Annotated in this window: 21 protein-coding genes; 5 read left to right on the top strand and 16 right to left on the bottom strand. The window is 40.9% G+C overall.

All coding sequences use genetic code 11. The features are described 5' to 3' along the window. The first annotated feature begins 57 nt into the window (after positions 1-57). Positions 58-537, top strand: a complete 480-nt coding sequence (locus MHB79_RS04195; protein ID WP_003217817.1) for a MarR family transcriptional regulator — start codon at positions 58-60, stop codon at positions 535-537. Positions 538-559: 22 nt separating this feature from the next. Here MHB79_RS04195 and MHB79_RS04190 read toward each other — a convergent pair whose 3' ends face one another. From MHB79_RS04190 to MHB79_RS04165, 6 genes are all read right to left on the bottom strand, one after another. Next, the gene (locus tag MHB79_RS04190; RefSeq protein ID WP_050944752.1) at positions 560-841 is read right to left on the bottom strand and encodes a hypothetical protein; all 282 of its coding nucleotides are present in this window, start codon (positions 839-841) and stop codon (positions 560-562) included. Between the two features lie 12 nt (positions 842-853). Next, on the bottom strand, positions 854-1,381 hold the full coding sequence (locus MHB79_RS04185) for a YfiT family bacillithiol transferase (RefSeq protein ID WP_003217850.1): 528 nt from the start codon (positions 1,379-1,381) through the stop codon (positions 854-856). Then, positions 1,378-2,403: a zinc-binding alcohol dehydrogenase family protein gene (locus MHB79_RS04180; RefSeq protein WP_340989109.1), complete on the bottom strand. Its 1,026-nt coding sequence runs from the start codon at positions 2,401-2,403 to the stop codon at positions 1,378-1,380. Before MHB79_RS04180 ends, MHB79_RS04185 begins: the two co-directional genes overlap by 4 nt. A gap of 90 nt (positions 2,404-2,493) precedes the next feature. Then, on the bottom strand, positions 2,494-2,997 hold the full coding sequence (locus tag MHB79_RS04175) for a hypothetical protein (protein ID WP_340989107.1): 504 nt from the start codon (positions 2,995-2,997) through the stop codon (positions 2,494-2,496). Between the two features lie 96 nt (positions 2,998-3,093). Next, positions 3,094-3,840 (bottom strand): anti-sigma factor, encoded by a 747-nt coding sequence (locus MHB79_RS04170; protein ID WP_212046489.1) that lies wholly within the window; start codon positions 3,838-3,840, stop codon positions 3,094-3,096. Then, a complete protein-coding gene (locus MHB79_RS04165; protein WP_340989104.1) occupies positions 3,837-4,403 on the bottom strand; it encodes an RNA polymerase sigma factor in 567 nt (188 codons plus the stop codon). The genes MHB79_RS04170 and MHB79_RS04165 overlap by 4 nt, the downstream gene beginning before the upstream one ends. Before the next feature lie 333 nt (positions 4,404-4,736). On the opposite strand from MHB79_RS04165, the gene MHB79_RS04160 reads away from it, so the two are divergent. Beyond that, positions 4,737-5,063 (top strand): YnfA family protein, encoded by a 327-nt coding sequence (locus MHB79_RS04160; protein WP_050944757.1) that lies wholly within the window; start codon positions 4,737-4,739, stop codon positions 5,061-5,063. A gap of 79 nt (positions 5,064-5,142) precedes the next feature. Here MHB79_RS04160 and MHB79_RS04155 read toward each other — a convergent pair whose 3' ends face one another. The 7 genes from MHB79_RS04155 to MHB79_RS04125 form a co-directional block, all read right to left on the bottom strand. Next, on the bottom strand, positions 5,143-6,858 hold the full coding sequence (locus MHB79_RS04155; protein WP_050944758.1) for an ABC transporter ATP-binding protein: 1,716 nt from the start codon (positions 6,856-6,858) through the stop codon (positions 5,143-5,145). Between the two features lie 12 nt (positions 6,859-6,870). Continuing rightward, positions 6,871-7,800: an ABC transporter substrate-binding protein gene (locus MHB79_RS04150; protein ID WP_050944759.1), complete on the bottom strand. Its 930-nt coding sequence runs from the start codon at positions 7,798-7,800 to the stop codon at positions 6,871-6,873. A gap of 138 nt (positions 7,801-7,938) precedes the next feature. Continuing rightward, positions 7,939-9,522 carry a helix-turn-helix domain-containing protein gene (locus tag MHB79_RS04145; RefSeq protein ID WP_340989102.1) on the bottom strand — a complete coding sequence of 528 codons (1,584 nt, stop codon included), beginning with the start codon at positions 9,520-9,522 and terminating at the stop codon, positions 7,939-7,941. Positions 9,523-9,794: 272 nt separating this feature from the next. Continuing rightward, on the bottom strand, positions 9,795-10,838 hold the full coding sequence (locus tag MHB79_RS04140; RefSeq protein WP_050944761.1) for an NAD(P)/FAD-dependent oxidoreductase: 1,044 nt from the start codon (positions 10,836-10,838) through the stop codon (positions 9,795-9,797). Positions 10,839-10,991: 153 nt separating this feature from the next. Next, the gene (locus MHB79_RS04135) at positions 10,992-11,621 is read right to left on the bottom strand and encodes a rhamnogalacturonan acetylesterase (protein WP_003217853.1); all 630 of its coding nucleotides are present in this window, start codon (positions 11,619-11,621) and stop codon (positions 10,992-10,994) included. Between the two features lie 150 nt (positions 11,622-11,771). Then, entirely contained in the window at positions 11,772-12,236 is a 465-nt protein-coding gene (locus tag MHB79_RS04130) for a DUF6884 domain-containing protein (RefSeq protein WP_340989100.1), read from the bottom strand. After that, complete coding sequence (locus tag MHB79_RS04125) at positions 12,233-12,781, bottom strand: VanZ family protein (RefSeq protein WP_050944764.1); 549 nt, start codon at positions 12,779-12,781, stop codon at positions 12,233-12,235. Before MHB79_RS04125 ends, MHB79_RS04130 begins: the two co-directional genes overlap by 4 nt. Positions 12,782-12,954: 173 nt before the next feature. On the opposite strand from MHB79_RS04125, the gene MHB79_RS04120 reads away from it, so the two are divergent. The 3 genes from MHB79_RS04120 (at position 12,955) to MHB79_RS04110 (ending at position 14,466) form a co-directional block, all read left to right on the top strand. After that, on the top strand, positions 12,955-13,533 hold the full coding sequence (locus MHB79_RS04120) for a TetR family transcriptional regulator (RefSeq protein ID WP_034620888.1): 579 nt from the start codon (positions 12,955-12,957) through the stop codon (positions 13,531-13,533). 273 nt (positions 13,534-13,806) lie between these two features. Then, positions 13,807-14,151 (top strand): DMT family transporter, encoded by a 345-nt coding sequence (locus MHB79_RS04115; protein WP_003217798.1) that lies wholly within the window; start codon positions 13,807-13,809, stop codon positions 14,149-14,151. Then, complete coding sequence (locus tag MHB79_RS04110) at positions 14,152-14,466, top strand: DMT family transporter (RefSeq protein WP_003217878.1); 315 nt, start codon at positions 14,152-14,154, stop codon at positions 14,464-14,466. Between the two features lie 53 nt (positions 14,467-14,519). Here the strand turns inward: MHB79_RS04110 and MHB79_RS04105 are convergent, their stop codons facing one another. The 3 genes from MHB79_RS04105 to MHB79_RS04095 are packed head-to-tail and all read right to left on the bottom strand — an operon-like array spanning position 14,520 to position 21,609. Further along, entirely contained in the window at positions 14,520-14,846 is a 327-nt protein-coding gene (locus MHB79_RS04105) for a hypothetical protein (RefSeq protein WP_113386859.1), read from the bottom strand. Beyond that, on the bottom strand, positions 14,839-15,441 hold the full coding sequence (locus tag MHB79_RS04100) for a class D sortase (protein WP_335356042.1): 603 nt from the start codon (positions 15,439-15,441) through the stop codon (positions 14,839-14,841). The genes MHB79_RS04105 and MHB79_RS04100 overlap by 8 nt, the downstream gene beginning before the upstream one ends. Positions 15,442-15,462: 21 nt before the next feature. Then, a complete protein-coding gene (locus MHB79_RS04095; protein ID WP_340989097.1) occupies positions 15,463-21,609 on the bottom strand; it encodes a SpaA isopeptide-forming pilin-related protein in 6,147 nt (2,048 codons plus the stop codon). Positions 21,610-21,961 lie beyond the last annotated feature (352 nt).

The following is a 21,961-nucleotide window of genomic DNA, read 5'->3' as shown; positions in this document are numbered from 1 at the left end:
TTAGAAGTAAAAATCAGTAATATAGAGAAAAGAGCCGCTTAAAGGAAGTGAACGAGCGTGGAATATAATATTCATGACACCACCGTATTAAAAGAAGAGATTCTATCTCCAGAGGAAAAAAAGACATGGGTGCTCTATATGAAAGTACTCACAGCTGCAGGTCTTGGAGATGTGTCAGAATGGATGAAGCTTGATATGAGTATGCCTCAAATGAAGGTACTCATGCTACTCAATAACCATGGCTCTCTCAAGGTATCCGAAATCGCTGAAAAAATGGGCGCTTCTTTGTCCAATATGACAGGCCTGCTTGACCGGTTAGAACAGTCTCATTTTGTTGAACGAAAACACTCTGAGCGTGACCGTAGAATCATTGTCGTCGAACTAACAGAGGAAGCGAAAAATATTTTTAGAAGCATTTATCAAAAAGGACACGAAAAAATCAAAAACTCCCTGCAACGGCTCAATGACGAGGAAAAAGAAAAAGTCAACGAAGGGCTGGCTATTTTAGAAAAAGCACTGCGTCCTGAACGCGGCTAAACATGAAAAGGAAAAAAGACGGTCACTTGAGATCCGTCTTTTTTAGTTCTTCTACTTGTCGATCTGGGGTGAAGAGATTTTTACGAATGACTTCCCTGTCGTCCCATAAAAGATAACCTAAACCGATGATAAGAAAAAAGATACTGATCCACGTACCGCCAGGCAGTATCTGTTCAAGTTCCTCAATCGTTCTTTCTGAGCCTAAGCTATTACTATAGCGTATCTCAAAAAGCACATATTTTACTATATAAAACAATGCCGCCATACAAATAAACATGGCGCCGACAATTCTTCTACCAGACATGTCATGACTCCTTTAATTCCATTGATTTCTTTTGATTAATTCCGTGATATGGGCAAGATGATGCTTTGAGTGCCAGACGTACATACCTGTTGCATCATATAAGGACACCGTTTGTTGATCGGCTGGGTGATAATAGGATGCAGTGAAGTCTTCCTCTGACATCCCTCGAAGTAATGTAACCCATCTGCGATGCAGACTGCTGATTAAGGGCAGTGATAGGCTGATGGGCGCTTTGCTATCTGGAAGCTCGGCGAATCCCGCCTGATCATATGGACGGATGTGCGGTATTTCTTCTGTGAGCGCAAGCTTGAATCGTAAGTATGCATTCAGATGGCTGTCTGCTACGTGATGAATGAGCTGACGGACGGTCCATCCTCCAGGCCGATAGGGTGTATCCAGCTGAGCATCTGTCAATTGATTGGTGACTGTTTCATATTCTTGTGGAATCGCACCCAACTGATCAATCCATGACTCTAGCTGTTCCTTTGTTTTATTTTCAACCGGTTCATATAACCCAATCGGATATTGTAATGACGTCATACCCTCTCCCCTTTCTCAAATCCTTCTAGTACAAATTTGCCAATCATCTTTCCTTGTTCAAGGGTTTGGTGTGCCTGCTTCAAATGAGCGGCATTGATCGGACTGAGAACCTTTGTTAACGTATGCGTTAATGTCCCGTGTTCAAATAACTCAGCCACCTCTGTTAAAAGCTCATGCTGTTTGATCATGTCCGCTGTTTTGTACATAGGGCGTGTGAACATGAACTCCCATACAAATGCAGCACTTTTATTTTTGAGTAATTGAATGTCTAGGTTGTGCTGATTCTCGACAATGGTACAGATCGTGCCTTGCGGTTTGATGGCTTCTGCCATGCCTTTGAAGTGTCCATCTGTATCATTTAGGCATAAAATGAAATCCACTTCGCCTATTCCTTTTTTCTGAAGCTGCGCGAGAAGCGGCTCATGATGATCAATGATATGATCAGCACCTAATGATAGACACCACTCTTTTGTTTCAGGTCTTGATGCGGTGGCGATTACAGTGGCATTTGCTAATTTGGCTAGTTGGATGGCAATAGAACCTACTCCGCCTGCACCGCCGATGATGAGCAGTGTTGCCCCTTCTGCATTTCGCTTCATATGCATCCGGTCAAATAACGCTTCATATGCCGTAATTGTCGTCAGAGGCATCGCGGCTGCTTCTGCAAAGGAGAGATTAACAGGCTTTTTTGCCACAATCCGTTCATCCACAAGCTGATACTCACTATTTGAGCCTTGACGCGTGATATCTCCCGCATAGTACACGTGATCACCAGGCTGAAATAATGTACACGCTTCGCCAACTTCAACAACCGTACCGCTTGCATCGTAGCCAAGAATTTTCAGTTTTTCTTCCTTCTGATCCTTCGGTGATCTCACCTTCGTATCAACTGGATTCACTGACACAGCCTCTACCTTCACCAGTATATCCCTGCCCGTTGCTTTAGGCTTTTCTACTTCCTGATCCATCAAGCTTTGCTCATGCTCAATCGGTAAGTACTCCAATAGTCCAACAGCTTTCACTCGCTCGCACTCCCTTTCACCATGCTTCTTTTCCACATTTTATCATAATTTTCTGATGTTTATGGATAGATCAAACGAGTGATTGCACATTTAGGACCCTTTCAAAGCCTTTCGCTCCCTCGCTATATATGAAGGACGAGCCTTTTGCAATGAAGGAACATAGGAGAACCAGCTTTTGGATTTAAAAAATAGCTGAACGTAATAAAGCTGGATGTGCTGAAGGAAAACAAGGATGAAGAAAAAAGTAATGAAGAAGAGGTTAGACATATCTGCTATCCCCTGTATCCATTCGTTTATAAAAAACAGCACAAAACTGATCATCATCAGCTGTTCAAGCCTTTGCACGATCTGGGTCAAGACATGTCCTCGTTTCGATAGATCACCAGACTGATGCTTTCTGATCTTTCTCGATTTATAAAACCAAATGATACTTTCCGCTAAGTTATGAGTGATAAAAAATGCAATGAGCGTAATGAATAAAAGCGATGGGTAATAAAAGAATGGGATCAAAAATGGGATGACAAGAAAATAAATGGCCATACATGCGTGTCTCACTGATAAGAGAAATAGTTCTTTTTCTATGTATGGTTTCATCTGTTTCACCTCCATATGTACTACGTCTTATCTGCCAAAAAGTTCCCTTTGCCTATCAAAAAAGGATGCCCCAAAGGCATCCTTCCTGAATCACATTTAAAATGCAGCGCTTAGTACGACAGGTCCTTGCGGCAGTTTGTTATCCTTTTTTGGTTCAAGGGTGACTGCCACGGTATCCCATGATTCGCTCGCTTCTTTTTCTGATAATGCATAGGTGACGGTTCCTTCTCCTTTGTTATCTGTTTTAAAGGCACCAGCTGGTACCGGCTGATCTCCTTTAATGAGCCACACTTGATAAACAGCAGATGAATCAAGCTGATCCTTTAATCCGTCTGCACTCACCACCAGCTCTTTTTTGCCGTTATGCTCAATCACTGAAAAAGCACCCGTTGTTTTTGGTGATGCGGCTGATGCCAGTGATTTTGTCGCTACAACCCTGACAGGTTCTTCCGCTTGTTCTTTTCCATTCGATAAGAAATACACGTTTCCAGCTGCTGAAATAAGAAGCAGTGCGGCAACAAGTGGCAATAGCCATTGGTTACGTTTCTTTTGCAGTGGTTTCATCTCGTTTGGTTCATGTGCTGCCTTGAGCTCTTTCCTATGGCTATTCTTTTCTTCGACCGTCTCTTCTTCAAACACCTGGGATAAAATACGGTCTTTCATCCCTGCCGGAGGTGTTTGGTCATCTGCTAGAAATGGAATGTCAGACATGAGCGATGTCAATTCTTCAAGCTCTTCTTTGCAAGCTGAGCAGTTCTTGAGGTGCTCTTCAAATTGTGCTTTTTCTTCTCCTTGTACATGCCCGTTGAAATAATCAATCACTTGATGTTTACACTGAGTCATGCCTCTTCCTCCTTTCCTCCGCGAGACAGTCTCGTCCGTAAGTGCTTCAATGACAATCGAACTCTTCCCTTCACCGTTCCAATGGGGATGCCTAGTTTTTCAGCAATGCTTTTTTGTGTCATTCCTTTAAAATAGACATCTTCTATGATAGTTTGCTGTTCTTTTGACAATGTAGATACTGCTTCACGTATGATTTGTTTTTTCTCGTTCCATTCAACTTCCTTTGATACATCTTCTTGATGATCGGCTAAATATTCAATATGCTCATCTTCTAGTGCCGTTTCGTTCCGGTGCTTTCTTAGGAGATCGATGGCTGTGTTGCGTGACATCATGAATAACCACGAGGAGAATTTGCCTTTATCCGTATGGTATTCTCCTATACCGCGCCAGAGCTTGATAAAGACTTCTTGCAGCACTTCCTCCGCAAGCTCACGACTTCCAGTCATTTTATAAATAAACGAATATAACACACGTTCATAGCGATCATACAGCACTTCAAGTGAAGGCTTGTGACGATCAAATTTGATCTTGTGATACAGCTCAGAATCTTTCAGTGTATCCATGGTCATCTCCTTCCTTTTTCATGAGAAAGAGCATGCTGCATTCATCATGAAATCCTTCACGTATTGCTTATCACTCGATTTGCTGAAATAAGCCTACTTTGTACTTTACTCTTTTTTAAAGGAGAAAAAAAGAGCGCCGAAAAAGGAAGTGTGCTCCTCATGAGAATGTACTTACTGTACGAAAAGCAAGGCCATTTGGATCACTTCTATCTGAAAAGTCAAGAATCCATGTGTTTCCATTCTCTGTTCAGTTGATTTTAGCAAACTCTCATGTCCCTCACAATGTCAACATGTCATAATAGAAGGTAACGAAATGAATTGGAGTGTCCTTACATGATGTTGACGATCGTTCTTTTTTTATTAGCAGGAATAGCAGAAATTGGCGGTGGCTATCTTGTGTGGCTTTGGCTGCGCGAAGCCAGACCTGTCAGCTATGGAATCGCCGGCAGCCTCATCCTCGTCGCTTATGGGGTCATCCCTACCTTCCAGCAGTTCCCGACTTTCGGACGAGTTTATGCGGCCTATGGCGGTGTGTTTGTGGTTCTTGCTGTGTTTTGGGGCTGGTGGGTCGATCGAAAAACGCCTGATTTGTACGATTGGGTAGGCGCTCTTATTTGTTTAATAGGTGTGAGTATGATGCTCTTTGCCCCTAGAAACTAGGGAAAAAGATTGCAATACATGTCATGAGAAAAAAGCCGGCGCTCTTTTGCCGGCTTTCACATTTCTTCTAATGGACTTTTTATGCCCCGAATTGTGTTTCATAAAGGCGCTTATATAAGCCATTTTGCGTTAGTAATGTTTTGTGATTTCCTTGCTCTGCAATGCCACCTTTTGTCACAACCACAATTCGATCTGCATGTTGAATAGTTGCAAGGCGATGCGCAATGACTAGCGTCGTTCTACCTTCTGAAAGCTCTTCTAGTGATCGTTGGATCGAAGCCTCTGTTTCAGTATCTAGTGATGAGGTCGCTTCATCCAGTATTAAAATAGGTGGATTTTTCAGGAAAATACGTGCAATTGATACACGCTGCTTTTGTCCACCTGACAGCTTGACGCCTCTTTCACCAATCATTGTCTCAAGACCTTCGGGCAGGGATTCGACGAGTTCTTTTAGCTCTGCTTTTGACACTGCCTGCCATATTTCATCCTCAGTTGCATCAAGTTTTCCATAAAGAATGTTCTCTCGAATGCTCCCATTAAATAAATAGACGTCTTGTTGGACTATTCCAATTTGTTGGCGCAGTGAAGACAGCTTCATCTGTCTACTATCAATTCCGTCTATCGTAATGGTTCCAGATTGCCATTCATAAAACCTTGGTAATAAACTGCAAAGCGTGGATTTACCAGCACCGGAAGGACCTACTATGGCAACCGTTTCCCCTTGTTTGATCTCCAGATTAATATGCTCAAGGATCAAACTGTCCTTCTCATAACCAAAGCTGACATCATGAAATGTAATTTCACCTTTTAGCCCATCGACATGAATCGCATCAGGGACGTCCTTTTCGTCTGGGGCTTGATCTAAGAGCTTAACAAATCGCTTAAAGCTTGCGACTCCCTTTGGATACGTCTCAATGACTGAATTAATTTGTTGAATAGGTCCTAAAAAGATTCCAGACAGCAGGACGAATGAAATGAATTCGCCATAGGTCATATTCTTTTGCATCACAAACCATGTCCCGCATACAAGTCCAAAGATGGTGACGCCCTTCATAAGCAGGTGACTAATTGAAGCGTGTAATGCCATCATTTTGTATGTGGTTAATTTCGTTTGTTTAAACTGTTCATTGTGTTCAATAAAGCGATCCACCTCGTGCGTTTCATTCCCAAATGCCTTCACTACTCGAATTCCGCTCACATTATTCTCAACCCTTGCATGGAATTGACCAATACTTGAAAACATGTGATCAAAGGCAATCGACATTTTCTTCGTAAAATAAACCGATAGCCCTATTAAGAATGGGACAATGAGAAACGTGAGGACGGCAAGCTGCCAATTGATTGATAGCATCAAGGCAAATGCACCTGTAAGAGTCATCATTGCAATAAATAAATCTTCAGGACCGTGGTGAGCGATTTCACCAATATCCATTAAATCGTTTGTCATGCGTGAAACAAGCTTTCCTGTTTTCTTTTGATCAAAGAATCGAAAAGACATTTTTTGTACGTGGGTGAATAGCTGACTTCTCATATCTGTTTCAATATTGATACCTAGCTTATGTCCGAAATATGTCACCACATAATTCATTGCTGAGCTGACGACATAGACTGCCAGTAAAATTCCACTCCAGATGAGAATCATTTCCCAGTTTCTGTTTGGGAGAAGGTCATCTACAACCATACTGATCGCGAGTGGAAATGATAATTCAAGTAGTGCCGCTATGACGGCACAGGAAAAATCTAATATAAACAGCCCCATATATGGCTTGTAATAGGAGAAAAATCGTTTTAACAAAAAGCAGCCCCCTTACTTCTGAGACAATTCTGTCAATATCTCAACGTATTTTTCTGCTTGATTGGCGATAGCTATTGGATCAAATGGCCAGAAATACGTAATATCCAAGTCATGTACTTGATTCTTTTTCACCGCTTTTAAGCTTTTCCATATTGAATTGTTCTTATCGAACGTACCTCCGTTGGCTTCATCAACAAATATATAATCACCTGCATATTTTGGTAGCACTTCATATGAAATATGTTCAAATCCTGACTTTCCATTTAAAACAGTGTCTGCAACATCTTTTGGCGGCTGAAGCTGCAATTGTTCATAAAGTGCTTGTCCACCTCGATAGATACCATTCCCATACACATAGACATCATTTTTAAATGCACCCAAGATTGACACTGTTTCGCCTTCTTTGATGACTGTTTTCACTTTCTTTCTAGCAGCTTCTATACGTTGATCAAATTTTTTCAAAAACGCTTTTCCTTCTTCTTCTTTATTCAAGATGCTGGCTAATGTAGTGATCTCTTCTTGTGAATTTTTAAATACACCGAACGGATAAACAATCGTTGGGGCAATCTTTCTGTAGACGTCAAGTACCTTTTCATCGTCTACAGCTGAAATGATGAGGTCTGGTTTTAAGCTTGCCACCTTTTCGGCGGAGCGTTCATCACTAATGTCTGCCACACCATCCACTTTGCCTTTGAGATGTATGTTTTTTAAATCTTGTGTTGTGGCACCAACCGGTTTCACCCCTAGTGCAACAGCACTACCCAAATAGCCATCTACGAGAATACGCTTTGGATTTGCTGGAATCTCGACCTTGCCTTTCACTGTGTCAACCGTTTTTGTTTTTTCTTCGGCTTTTTTACTTTCTTCCTTTTGACCGCAGGCTGCTAGTGCGAATAACAACACTAAAGCTATTAAACTAAGAAATATGCCTTGTTTTTTCATAACTTCTTTTCTCCTCCATATCATGATGAATCACTGAGAATCATTATCATTTATTTGTCTCTCGTATTCTATCAACCGCTTGTCTATCGGTCTATGGATAATCGTCATAACTTGTTTATGGACAATTGTTAGATACTCTTATTCTTTTATTAAAAATTGAGAGAATCGTTTCATGATTTCTATCGCCCGTTCCCCTTCACCAAATCTAAATTCTTCTAGTTTTAACAGGTAGAATGTATTATTTTGCACTGCGGGTAAATTACGCAGGACATCACTTTCCTTCATACGTTTGTCCATATGTCTGTACCATCCATTCCGAACAGCCACAATAAAAAACATATGATCTGCTGCATAATCTGCTAAACGCTCAAGCGGAATCACAACATGTTTATCCGGTTTCAGCACCTCCTCTTGAATGGCTTCAGGGGGATTCAACCCCAACGTTTTATATAGGTTGATTGCTCCTCTCGCATGAAAAGACCACATATACACCTTGTCATGTCCCCTTACTTCATATAAAGCAACTGTTTCCTTTTTTTTAGAAAATGGCGTCAAGCGAGCTCTTTCCTTCTGTGCTTGCTTCTCATAACGCTCCACCCATTGCTTTGCTTCTTCGCTCCTTCCGATGAGGCTACCTAAACAAAGTACCTCCTCTACAGGACTCAGACGACTATATGGAAAAACAAGCACAGGAGCGATTTTCTCCATGCGTTTCATCCATTCTATGTTTGTATAGAAATAATCAGGCATTAAAATGAGGTCTAAGTTCATGTCCTTCAAAACGTCGTCAGGTGTATGCTCATGAATGACGATAACATCACTGAGTTGACCTTGAAGCACATCTGAATAAAGAGCAATATCTTCTTCCATGCAAATTGGTTTCACTCCAAGCGCAAGCAAAGAGCCTACAAACTGAAAAGCGGCAATTCGTTTTGGTTGGCGGCTCAGTCGATACTGACTAGGCGATCTGCCCGTTTTTTGACGAAATTTTCTGCTGAAATAGAGGCTATCAGTATAGCCTACTCTTTGTGCAATCGCCTGAACCTGTTCATCGGTTTTGAACAATAGCTTTTTTGCTTCATCCATTCGAATTTGTGCAATATAATCTGTGACACTCATTCCAACGCTTTTCTTAAAAAAAGTAGAGAAATAGCTTTCATTAAAGCCCATTTTATGTGCTAAGTCCTTACGGGTCAGTTCTTGTTGGTAATGCTCTGCAATGTATTGAAGAATCATTTGAATTGAATAATGATCAGCATCAGTTGTTTTTTCATTTTGTTGCTGGAATATTTGCAGTACTAGCTTTAGTAGCTTCACTTGGCTACTTTCTGAATAAGAGGGGTCACTTAAACGTTTAATATGATGAAATAATACCGGTGAGCCCATCACCACTTGCCCGTTATCAGGCAGGGTATCATAATTGATTTTATAAATTAATTCATCATCAGCATCATTTGTGAGCATGTAATGTTCAAATGAAACAGCAAAAATTGTGACTTGCTGATTAGATAAAGAACGGATGACAACGGGGATGTGAGATCGTATAAACAGGCTATCCCCACCGTCAAGCTCGTACTCCATTCCTTCTAGCTGAATGACAACGGTACCATCAGCTGTTAAAACGCTTGGAGATTTTGTCTGCCATCTGTTCGTTTGTTTTGCTTTCAGACACATCTGAACTTTCTTTTTCATATGTAGCATCGTTTCCATTTGTGCGTTCATCTTCAGATACCTCCTTTCAGCGATAAAAAAGGTGATGCCGTTGCGGCACCACCCCAGCGTGTAGACAAACCCTCGCATTCGTTGTCAGATCTGCGCGCTGGTGCTCACGAATGTTGAATTCGCTCCGCTCCAGTGCTCGATCTTCCTAGACTTCAAGGGTTTTCAATTCACGCTGAAAAGAAGACAAAGGGCTAAAATAAAAATCATTTTAGCCCTTTGTCAACAATCTGAGGTGATGCCGTTGCGGCACCACCCTTCTTGTTTTGTTTTTTTTAGCGATTCGCACCGGCTGCTAGCAATTCTTTGTTTTTTTCCTTAAAACGTTCATTATGAGAAGATACATACGCCACTTTCTCCGCATCTGGTTCGATATATAATTTCGCACTATTTAGTGCGTTCACACCATCTACAAACGTTCCTGCAATCAAGCGGACCTTGCTTTTATGTGTACATAAATCACCTACTGCATACACACCTGGTAAATTGGTCTCCATCTGCTCATTCACTTCAATGAGTCCCCATTCACCTTGCTTTAATCCCCATTCTGCAAGAACACTTAAATCGCCTTTCATGCCGTGGTTGACAATGACTGCGTCTGTTTCAATACGTTCTTTTTCACCTGTTTCTAAATGCTGAACAGTGACAGCTTCGATTTCTTTTCCGTTACCATGTAGGTCAGTTAATTCATGTGGGGTTAAAATACGTGCACTTGATGCTTTCATATTCGCCACGTTTTTTTCATGTCCACCAAACATATCTCTGCGGTGTATAACAGTGACACTTTTCGCAATTGGCACAAGGGCATTTGCCCAATCCACCGCAGAATCGCCGCCCCCAGAGATGACGACTTTTTTTCCCGCGAAGGTTTTGAGCTCCTGAACCGTATAATAAAGGTTTGTTACTTCATAGCGATCTGCATTTTCAACCTCCAGCTTTCTTTGAACTGGAATACCGTGCCCCATTGCCAAAATCAAGGTTTTGGTTAAATGGCGATCACCATTTTCGGACGTAATCAATATATTTCCATCTTCTAAGCGATGAAAGTCTGTTATTTTTTGATTTAATGCAATGACAGGTTCAAATGTTTTGGCTTGCTGTTCAAGCTGTTTAATTAATTGCTCTCCTCTTGTTGGCACTAATCCACCTACATCCCAAATGACTTTCTCTGGATACAGTAGGATTTTCCCACCAAGGCTTTCGTTATACTCCAGTACCTTTGTCTTTAAATCCCGCATCCCACTATAAAAGGCGGTGTACATTCCTGCTGGACCGCCGCCAATAATGGTGACGTCAAACAATTCAAGCTGCTCTGTCATTTGAGTCCCTCCAGTTTTTCATCGATTGATCTATTTACAAGTGATATTGATTCTCATTATCATATGTACCTATTGTAGTCTACTCTGGTGAAGGGAATCAATAGCTTTCTGCAAAAAAAGAACAGGACGAGCGCTTTCTCGTCCTGTCATCCATCACACAATCGTTAATCCAAGGTCTTTTAATTCAAGCGAAACAAGTCTTGCAATCGCATCTGCTCCTTCTTTTGTAAAGTGCGTGCGATCCTCTACGCCTGTTGACAGCATAAAGTAAGAAGTCGTTTTCTCTATGCCGGAAATTTGATAAAATTGAAGGCTTGCCGTATTTAAATCAACAAGAAGGACTTCTTCTTCATCAGCTAGTTCTTTCATAGCGGCACAGTAATCAGGGAAGTCATTGATGTATTCTCCGTCTTTTTCATGAAAGCGGCCGACTGGCGTTAATAAAAGCGGTGTAGCGCCTTTCGCTCTTGCTCCGTGAATATATTGAGACAAATAGCTTTTATACGTCGTGAAAGGATCTGTATGCCGTTCGGGCTTCTCCGTTGAAGCATCATTGTGCCCCATTTGTGTAAGCAGCCAGTCCCCAGGCTGAATGTCAGCCAATATTTTATCAAGCCGTCCTTCTTCAATGAATGTTTTTGAGCTTCTTCCACCGATTGCGCGGTTGTCGACGCTCACGCCTTGCGCTGTATAGCGATGTAAAAACTCTCCCCATCCTCCTTGAACAGGACGATCCGGGTAAGATGCAACGGTTGAATCACCAGCTAAATAGATGGTTGTCATGTTCATACGCCCCCTTGTTCATATAGCCACTCTTATAAGCGATGCGGACATCCTAGTGGCTGCTGAAAAGATATGAAACAATCAGCATCGCTACTTCATTCATTCTCTTTTTAATGATCAAACCCCTGCTTACCGGTAGATGTGAATGCGTTAAATATGCGGCGGAAGTTCTACTTTTGTCTCAACGGCTTGCTTTAACGTCTGAAGCATGTAGCCAATTCCTTTATATGGAGCTAGCGGATAAATCGCTGTCTGATGAGGAAGTAATAAAGGATCGATCACCTTTCGATATTTCTTTCCACCTAGTATCACTAGTTCATCATATGCAGTGAGATGTTTTTCATGAAATTGCTGCCTTAGTGCTTCACGTGTTATCTGATCAGCATGCGGTGTACCAAAAGCCACATCATAATTTTCATGAATGATATCATCTGCTATTAGGAATCCATGCTTCGCTGATATGATCAGCCAGTCTGAAAAGAACGTTTGGGCATAGCTCTTCGTACGCTGATGCAGCGGACTTAAATAAACGAGGTTCGCTGGCTGGCTCCCTGCCTCTGGATGGACGTCCCAAATTTTCTTCGCCCCACATGGAATGATACATACTCGCTTCACTTGATTTTCTCCTTCCTTCGTCGATACATTCGATACAACATACAACCTAGCGCTGTGCCGAGTGTATTTAATAGAATATCATCAATATCGCTGCTTCTTGTAATCATACCAGATTGCGAGAATACCCATTGAAGCACTTCAATCATTGTTGACAAGAAAAAGCCAGCAAGAATCGCCTTTTGCCAGCGCAAGGTTCGGAATGCCTGATAGAGAAAAAAACCAAGTGGCACAAATAACAAAATGTTCCCTGCCAAATTTAAAAAAACAAGATTGGGATAGCCGTGATGATAGGCATGGAGATTTTGATAAATGGACTGCAAAGGCATGAGGTTGACACTCACCTGATCCCTTGGTGCGGAAAAACGATTAGGAAAGACCGTCAAATACAATAAAACATTCGTATACATAAACAGACAGGCAAGAACGATTTCTGTTCGTAAATAGATAAATCGTTTTTGCTTTTTCGCCTGTCTGTATCTCATATGTAAATAGAGCGGGACGAGCAAGAGAAAATAAGTAATGGAAAACATCGCACTGAATGTCATACGGAGAGCTGCCCCTTTCTCACATGATGCTTGACCATATTTACAGCTTATTCAGGCCTGCCCTCATCTATTCATCACTTATTCTCCTATTCAATGACGAGACACCCATATTGACAAATCGTCAGTTTTCCGCTAAACTGACTGACATTCAGTCATTTAAGGTCGGTGATGATGTGTCGAAACGAGAAAAGATTATGCTTGCTGCCATTGATGCGTTTAAAGAAAAAGGAATCGAAAAAACGACCATTTCGGATATTGTGAAAGCAGCAGGAGTGGCGCAAGGAACGTACTATTTATATTTTCCTTCAAAGCTGTCTGTCATGCCTGCTATCGCAGAACATCTGATCTCGCAGATGGTTCCCGCTATTGAAAAGGAACTGACTCAGCATGCGGATGTCCTCGATCAAGCAGATGCGCTTGTTGAATTCATCTTCTCTTTTACAAGACAATACCGTGACGTCCTTGCTCTAACCTACTCAGGTTTAGCTGCCACGGAGCATTTAAAGGAATGGGAAGATATTTATGAGCCGATTTACAAATGGGTCGCTGCTTTTTTAGAAAAAGCAAAGCAGGACAAAAGGGTCCGTGCGAATTTGAACTGTCAATATGCAGCCAAATTCATTATCGGTTTACTTGAATCGTCTGCTGAGCAAATGTACTTATTTACAGAAACAGATACAGAAGAGGTTCTGATTCAAAAGCGAGAGGTGAAGCAATTTCTTCTTTACGCACTTGGCATAGAGACACCTTAACTTAGTACAGCACTTGCTGTACGGCGTGTAGACAAACCCGCGCATTCGGTGTCAGTCCTGCGTGCTGGTGCTCACGAATGTCAAATTCGCTCCGCGCCAGTACTCGTCCTTCCTAGACTGCAAAGGTTTTCTATCACGCTGAAAAGAAGACAAAGGGCTAAAATAAAGTTCATTTTAGCCCTTTGTCAACAATCTGAGTACAGCACTTGCTGTATGTTCTTTTTTGGTTTTAAAATGACGAATCGTCAGTTTTGAGTTTTAGGAGGAAATACGATGAAAAAAAGCTGGATGTATGTCGCACTCACTTGTTTATTCGAATTACTTTGGGTGTTTGGTTTAAATAGAGCTGATGCGGTGTGGGAGTGGGCGATCATTATCTGCCTGATCCCGGTTGATTTTTATTTTTTAATGAAAGCCTGCGAGAAGCTGCCGACAGGGACCGTGTACGCCGTGTTTGCCGGAGTTGGAACGATTGGTACGTCTTTGATGGATTACGCGCTGTTCGGCGGTTCGTTTTCATTAGAAAAGCTCTTATTTATGGGCATTTTAATTCTCGGCATTATTGGACTGAAAGTGTCTGATGGAGATGCACATGAGCAGAAAGGAGAAGCGGTATAAATGGGCTGGTTTTTTGTACTATTAGCCTCTGCCTGCGAAATCGGCGGAACCATTGGCCTCAATATGTTTAGTAAGAAAAAGCAAATCACGACAGGTATTTTATTTGTCGGCGGATTTGCCCTATCCTTTTTGTTTTTATATGCCTCGTTCTCTTCCGTTCAAGTATCCGTTGCCTATACGGTCTGGATTGGACTTGGAACGGCGGGCTCTGTCTTGTTTAATATGATTCTATTTAAAGAACCGAAAAACATGATTCGTATACTCAGCTTGCTGCTGATTGTGATTGGCGTCGTTGGGCTGAAGTTATTTGCGTAATTGAATGACAAAAAAGGAAGGGAGTCAAAGCCCCTTCCTTTTTTAGTTCTCGTTTAATGTGGATCATGCTGCTCAAGCAAGAGATCCATTGCGTAAATCGATTCGCCTTTCTCATCTAATAAAAAGTACACTATCAAAGGCTCTCCAAAAGCTGCTGTTTGCTGCGTAAACAACACACAGGTGAATTTTTCGATACCAATTGGAAGCTTTCTTTTTAATATAGGATGAAGAATAGGCGAAGTCCGAATTGTATCTACATCAACATCCCAACGTTCGTTTTTTAATGTTGGATAATGCTCTGATAACAATTGGTGTAACATGTCGATCGTGAGCGTTGCTTTTCCATCGTATCCATCATCTATTATGTTGGTGTTATACATCCGACGGTTGCTCACCCTTTGAAGCATTGATTCGTATTCCTTTTAAGACAAATCGTTTCTGACCATCAAGAGTACAAGTGATCAATGTCAGTTCATTTTTCCCGTGATCCTTTAGTACATCAACATCCGTCGGTTCAATCGTAGCTGAGCTGACAATTTTATATTCATATGTTTCCGCTTGATGATGTAAGACGACTTTTTCTCCCTTCGGCACCTCTGGCAGCTGCCTGAAAAGCCGGTCGCCTTTATACCCTCTATGGCCTGCAATCGTGAAATTTCCTTCACCTGGCATTTGATGAGATTTGATCTGAGTCAGTGCAATACCTAAATTTTCTTTTGAAGTAACAGGAAGCACTTTTTCGTTTAAATCAATTGACGGGATCTCTAGCTCCATCACATCTCGAAGGTCTTCTTCTGACACAGTTAGATGTGGAATAGAAGAAAGGGCATCACTGTCATTTTCTTCAATCATCTTTAATGCCTGTTCCATTGCTGCTGTCTCTTGAGAAGTTCGCCACTCATATATAAAAGGAACGGAGATGAGCATTAGCCCAGCGACCACCAAAAAGCTGCCTAATAAGGTTCTTTTTTTCATCAATATACTCGTTCCTTCCTTTTACTGAATGGCTCTTCTTCTAATAACAAGAAGAACAGTTCCAGAAACTACTAGTAAAATCCCTGCATACATCATATAACGCAGCCATTCTTCTCCAGTCTTTGGCAGCTCACCGTTTGAGTCATGAGGTGGATGTTGATCCCCTTTAGGTGAGGCTGGAGGATTCGTGTGGTCCTCTTCATTCTTCACTGGAGCATTTTTCACAATCAATGTCTTGATCTCCACTTCGCCCATTTGAATTGTAAAGATGAGTGGTTTCTTTAAAGCTACATAACCATTTGGAGCTTTCGTCTCTGTGAGTGTATATTCACCAGGTTTAAGCCCTTTGACAATGGCTTCTCCGTCTTTTCCTGTTGTCACAGATTTTATGGTTTTCCCGGCTTTTGTACGAATGTCAAAGGCTGCACCTTTTAAAGTTCTATCTGTCTGCTGGTCTACCTTTATGATACGCAGACTTCCTAAGATCAAGTGATTCTTCGCTGTTAATTGAAGTGGCTTCTGCTGATTTTTTTCAATTGTAAACAGGATCGGCTTATGGTCCAATTGATAGCCATGAGGTGCTTTCGTTTCAACGAATTGATATTCTCCCGGTTTTAGATCGTTGATGCGAAGCTTTCCTTTTTGATCGGTTACAAGTGATTTCTTCAACGTTTTCCCTTCTTTACTCAAAAGAGCAAACTCTGCATTTTCGAGCGTATGTCCCTCATCATCCACTTTGGTCAGTTCCACTGCTCCCGGCGTCAGTTTGTTGATCATTTCTACTTTGGCTGGTTTGTCTTGACCTAAACGGATCGTAAATGAGACAGGTGTCTGATCCAATTCATAGCCGGCAATGCTTGCTGTTTCGACAAATTGATAGGTTCCTGGCTTCAGTTGATCGACTGTCAGTTGACCGTTTTTGTCTGTCTTTAAGTCTTTCTTCACACGCTGATCGTGCGCATCAATCAGGTCAAAGGTCACGCCAATGAGCAACTGACCATCCTCCCCTTTTTTCTGAAGCTTCACAGCACTTGTCGTCCGAATATTTTCTTTTGTCACTTTCACCAGTTGATTTGGATTGAAATCAATCTTAAAGTCTACTGGTTCTGCATCAAGTTTATGTCCAAAAGGAGCCTTCGTTTCAACCAATTGGTAAGCGCCTGGTTTCAAATCGTTGACAGTGATGATGCCTTTCTCGTTGGTTGTTAAACCTGACATCAATTCTTTACCATCGTCATTGAAAAGTGTAAATTCTGCGCCCTTCAATCTTTCTTTTTCTTCCCCTATTTTTGTTAGTTCTACAGAACCTTTCTTGAGCTGATTGATGGCCTCCACTTGAATCCATTCTTTTTGACCTAATTCAACTTGAAAGACAAGTGGTTTCGCACTCAATTCATAGCCTTCAAGACTCTTTCTTTCAACAAATTGATAGGTTCCAGGTTTTAGACCTGTGAAGGTGATTTTTCCATTCTGATTGGTTGTAATCCCTTCTCCTCCTGCCACTAACTTTCCTTTGGCATCAGATAGATCAAAGACAACCCCTTCTAATGATTTCCCATCTTCGCCTTTTTTGTGTAACAGCACTCCGCCTGTTGTGCGGCTATTTTCTTTTGTCACACTGACCAGCTTCTCAGGGTTAAATGGAATAGCAAAAGTAACAGGTGTTTCGTCAAGCTCATGACCGAATGGAGCCTTCGTTTCAACAAACTGATAGGTTCCAGGTTTAAGATCGTTGACGATGATTTCCCCGTTCTGATCAGTGACGAGACCTGTTTTCATCTCTTTTCCATTTGCATCTACAAGCTTGAATTCTGCTCCTTCAAGCGCTTCATTCTTTTCACCAAGCTTCGTGAGCTGGACAGCTCCAGTTTTGAGATCATTGATCACTTTGATCTCTGCCGGTGTTTTTTGTGCGATTTCGATGGTAAACGGATAAGGTTTATTTTTCTTTTGATAACCATCAATACTCTCTGTCTCTACAAGCTGATATTTGCCCGGTTTGAGGTTATCGACCAAAAGCTTCCCATCTTTATCTGTTGTCAAATCTTTACGTACAACTTCGTCATTTTGATCCGTGATTTCAAATCGAACACCTTGAAGCTGCTTGCCATCTTCCCCTTCTTTCATCACTTCTAATGCACTTGTTTCATATAGGTTCTTTTGTGAAATGATGACTGGTTCTGTTGGATCGAGTGGTACTTCAAATTTGATTGGTGTTTCATCTAATACATAACCATCAGGTGCTTTGGTTTCAATGAGCTGATACGTACCCGGTCTTAGTTCGTTTAACGTGATCTTGCCATTTTCTCCTGTGACAAGCGAACCATTTAGCTCATGCCCGTCTTGATCTAAGAGCTTGAACTGTGCACCTTCTAGTCTCTCTCCGCTTTCACCTATTTTGCTCAATTCAGCAGAGCCTTTGATGATGTCATTTACTGCAGTGACAATCGTTGTTTCTGTTTGATTTTCTTTGATTGTGAACGGCCATTTTTGCTGATTTAATTGATAGCCTTTCGGTGCGTTTGTCTCAACAAAATAATAGGAACCTGGCTCAAGATGTTTGAAAAGAATTTCTCCTTTTTCGTCCGTTTTCAACTGGGTTTGGACGGTATCTCCAGATTCATTTTTCAGTTCAAATTCAGCATTCTCTAATGCCGCACCCGTCTCTTTGTCTTTTTTCGTTAACTTGACATGCTGGCGGATTTCTTGGTTCTGCACCGTCATGCTATTTCCTGTTTTCGCTTGATCTCCTGATTCGTAGGGCTGATCAATCGTTACATTGATTGGTTCCTTCGTCTTAATATAACCATCAGGTGCTTTCTCTTCTGTCACGATATAGTCACCATACAGAAGACGATCAAATCGAAGAGCTCCTTCTTCATCTGTTGTCTTTGTTCCAATGACGATACCGCTCGCAGCATCTGTCAGAGAAAAGCTTGCTCCTTTTAGCGCTTTTCCACTACTCGCGTCTACCTTTTTAATGGTTAAAGCGCCAATCGCTCCTGTGCCATCTCCCATACCAGCGGTGCGTTTGACCACAATTGAGGCTTCGGATTCCTTTTTGATTTCTTTTACATTTTCACCTCTAAACGTTACTTCGTTTTGAAGTGTACTTCCCACCTTATCTAAAATGAGAGATTGGTATTCTAAAATATATGGTCTCGTGATTTCTTCTTTAAATTTGATTTGAAAAGAATCTGGATCGAATTCAAGGTCTAGTTCATAGTCCTTCCCTTTTTCCAGCTCTTCCTTTTTGGTCACTTGCCCCTTTTCATCTATTGTCGTCGAATAGAGATGAAATGAGTTTTCTATTATCGCTTGGTTACTGCTCGGATGGTCTATAATCGTCGCATCTTGGACTGTTGATTGGCCAAAGTTGATATTGAGTTTCCAATCAATGACTTTCCCTTGCTGATTTCCTGATTTGCTTGTGTATTTCCCTCCATTTGGAATGGACACCACAGCATTTACGTCTGATTCTTTCGTCTTTCCATCATAAAGGGTCGCTTTATTTTCATAGGTTTTCTGTACTAAATCCATTCCTTCAACACTTGTTTGATACGTGATTTTGTATGGGGAATCAATGGCATGTTTGAAAATGACTTCGAAGCCTGATTCTCCTTTTTCATTTTCAAGGAATTTGATGTCATAATGTTCTTTCGCTAATACCTCTTTTTCTTCCGCCCCATTTTCCCCGCCTTGTAAATCAAGCGAGTAGACGGTGATTGAATCTTTTAGCAAACGCTGATTTCCTTGAATGAAATCCTCGATTTTCGCCTCTTCTAAATGTTTCAAGTTATAGTTCACACCGATATTCCATGTGATCTCTTTTTTCTTTGCATCATATGTTCCGTTCTTGAAACCATTTGACTGCGTGTATGTGTCAGGCGTGAAGACAGACTGATTTTCCTTCGTCAAATCCTTGCCATCTTCATTTACCCATTCAAGCTTTACATGATTACGCAGGTTCTTTTGATCTTTATCTGCTCTTTTTTCATAATCAAAAGACGTTGTATATGTGACGGTATGTTCTGTCTTGATTTCTTTCGTAAATTGAATATCAAATCCATTTGCATGTTCAACGATTTGATAATCTGTGCCTTCTTCAAGCACTGTATTACCTGTCGTCACTTTTAAACTATCTTTTTGCAGCGTCAATCCTTCGTTTGTAAACGTATCTTTTAATATCAGGTTGTTCATGGTTTGTTGATCTTTGTTGAAGGTGATACGCCATGGAATGGTCTTGTTCTTGTAATTCGGTGTTCCATGATTTTTCGTTAGGATTTGTTGGTCAATTCTTTGCTTCCCTTGTTTGCTCTCTTTGCCAGCTGTTACAGTATTGATAATCTCTTCAGCTTCGAAAATCCGCTCGGTTGCTTTTGTTTGATATGTGATGAGATAAGCCGATTGAATATCTTGATTGAATTGCAAGGTAAACCCGTTTTGATCTTCCTTTTTTATAGGTTGAACCACATAGTTTTCAAACGCTTTTGTCCCTGCTTCATTGCCATTCTGATCAATTGTGACTTCTTTGACTTGAAATGAATCAGATATCAGCGCCTGTGTGCCATTAAAGAAGTCTTCTAACAAAGCGTCCTTTTTAGCCAGCGTTTTTTCGTTATAGTTGTAACGAATTTCCCACGTAATTGTTTGTGTGACTGGATCGTAGTGGGCGGCTTTTTTATTTAAAGGACTGCCTCTTGTCACATTCACTGTTCCTTCTGCTGAACTAATCACTTTATCACCAGAAACAAGGGACGCTTTATTACGAAACGCAGACTGATCTTGATTCGTAATGTCCGTTTCATACATTAAACGGTAAGCTAGATGCACGTCATCTTTAAATTCAATCGTGAAATCTTGACCATCTGCTGTTTGGCCAATTGTGTAGTGGTTTTCGTCAAGCAGCTGACCAAGCGATGTTTCACCATTTAGCTTTGTATCAACACGATAAAGCTTGATTGAATCTTTCTTTAACGCTTGACCTTCTTGAATCGGATCTAAAAGTCTCGCTTGTTTCACATCGTCTAAGTTCATATTAAAATCGACTGTCCATTGAATGGTTTCAGCATTGTAAGATCGATTTGGTTCTCCCTTTTTAGAGACGTTTGGACCATTTGGAATGTATTGAATCGGGATCGATATCGTATCTTTGCCTTCAATCGGGGTAATGACCACTTCTTTTTCTTCAGTAATGACTGTTTTTTGATCTAATTGCGTCCACACTTGAAGTGTTCCATGGATATTTGAATATTGTTTGATAAAGTCAGTGAATTCGATGGAGGCATTTCCGCTCTCATCTACAGAAAAATAACCAATGGTTACCTGATTAAATTTCATCTCGAGACGATCGATTTTTTCATAAATCACTAATTCCTCTGGAACCTTGAAATGGAATTCATCCCCGCCATTATAGCTATGACCATTTGGGATCGCCCACTCATAGTTAATGGAAATAAGCGAGTTGATGTCAGGCTTATCAACTGAATTTCCTTCCTGATCTTCAAATATTAATTTCGCATCAGTGAGGAGATTTTCTTGTATCAGCATTTGTTTTGAAACACTTTGCAGCCCTACACGCTTAGATACGTTCACTTTGTTTTTTAGTAATTCATCTTCATCGCTTTGTTTCGTTTGAGCGGCTTCTTGATTCTTATCGTCTTTTTCAGATGAGGTTGAGTCATCTTTTGGAAGGCTTTCTTCACGCTCGTTTTGCTTTGTTTTCTCTTTTGGCTCAGCTATACTGGTGACATCTATGTTTATTGATCCTTCTAAATTTGGATCAAGATCAACATCTTCTTTAAATATGACCGTTACTTCATTTTGTTTTGAAACGGTATACTCACCAACAAGTATGTCACCCACAGTAATGGGTTCCTTCTGTTCCTTCTCTACCTGTATGGCTGAAGGAAGAGTGAGAACATACGGATATTGTTTTTTTAGATCGATTCCTTTTATCGACCAATGGACAATTGCCTTTCTGACTTGCTGATCTTCCATGTTTGATAACTTGTTTCCTTCGCTATCAGCAAACTCAATATCTCCATAAATGTTTTCTTGGATTTCTTTTGCTTGTGCCCCTGCTAAAGGCAAGATTCCTAATATACTAGACTGTATGACTAACACCGCGATGAGAGCCAATGACAATATTCTTTTCAATACATCCACCCTTTTCTAAAATTAATTTTCAACCATGATAAAAAAATCATTTGTATACTGTCAGATCAATCACTCCGCTTCTGATCAAAATATTTTCTAAAAATTTGCACCTTAAGACCCTATGAATAAAATGAGTTGATCAATCATGAGCTTGAAAGGGAATCATGAGTAGTGGATATAATAACTGGGTAGGGGTCTATAGAAATGGGGAATAGTGAAAGAGATCATGAAAGAATAAAAGTGAATTTTTCTATTTATACTGGAATGAACAATAAATTATGTGTACATGCATATATAAGCATGTATTCACATATGGTTCGTTCATATGAAACAAGCATGTATCATATCGTATGTAAGGTGA

Source organism: Bacillus sp. FSL M7-0558 (assembly GCF_038003245.1).
Lineage (GTDB): Bacteria > Bacillota > Bacilli > Bacillales > Bacillaceae > Bacillus > Bacillus pumilus.
Note: the sequence above shows the minus strand (reverse complement) of the source record. Positions and strands in the feature narration are given on the sequence as shown.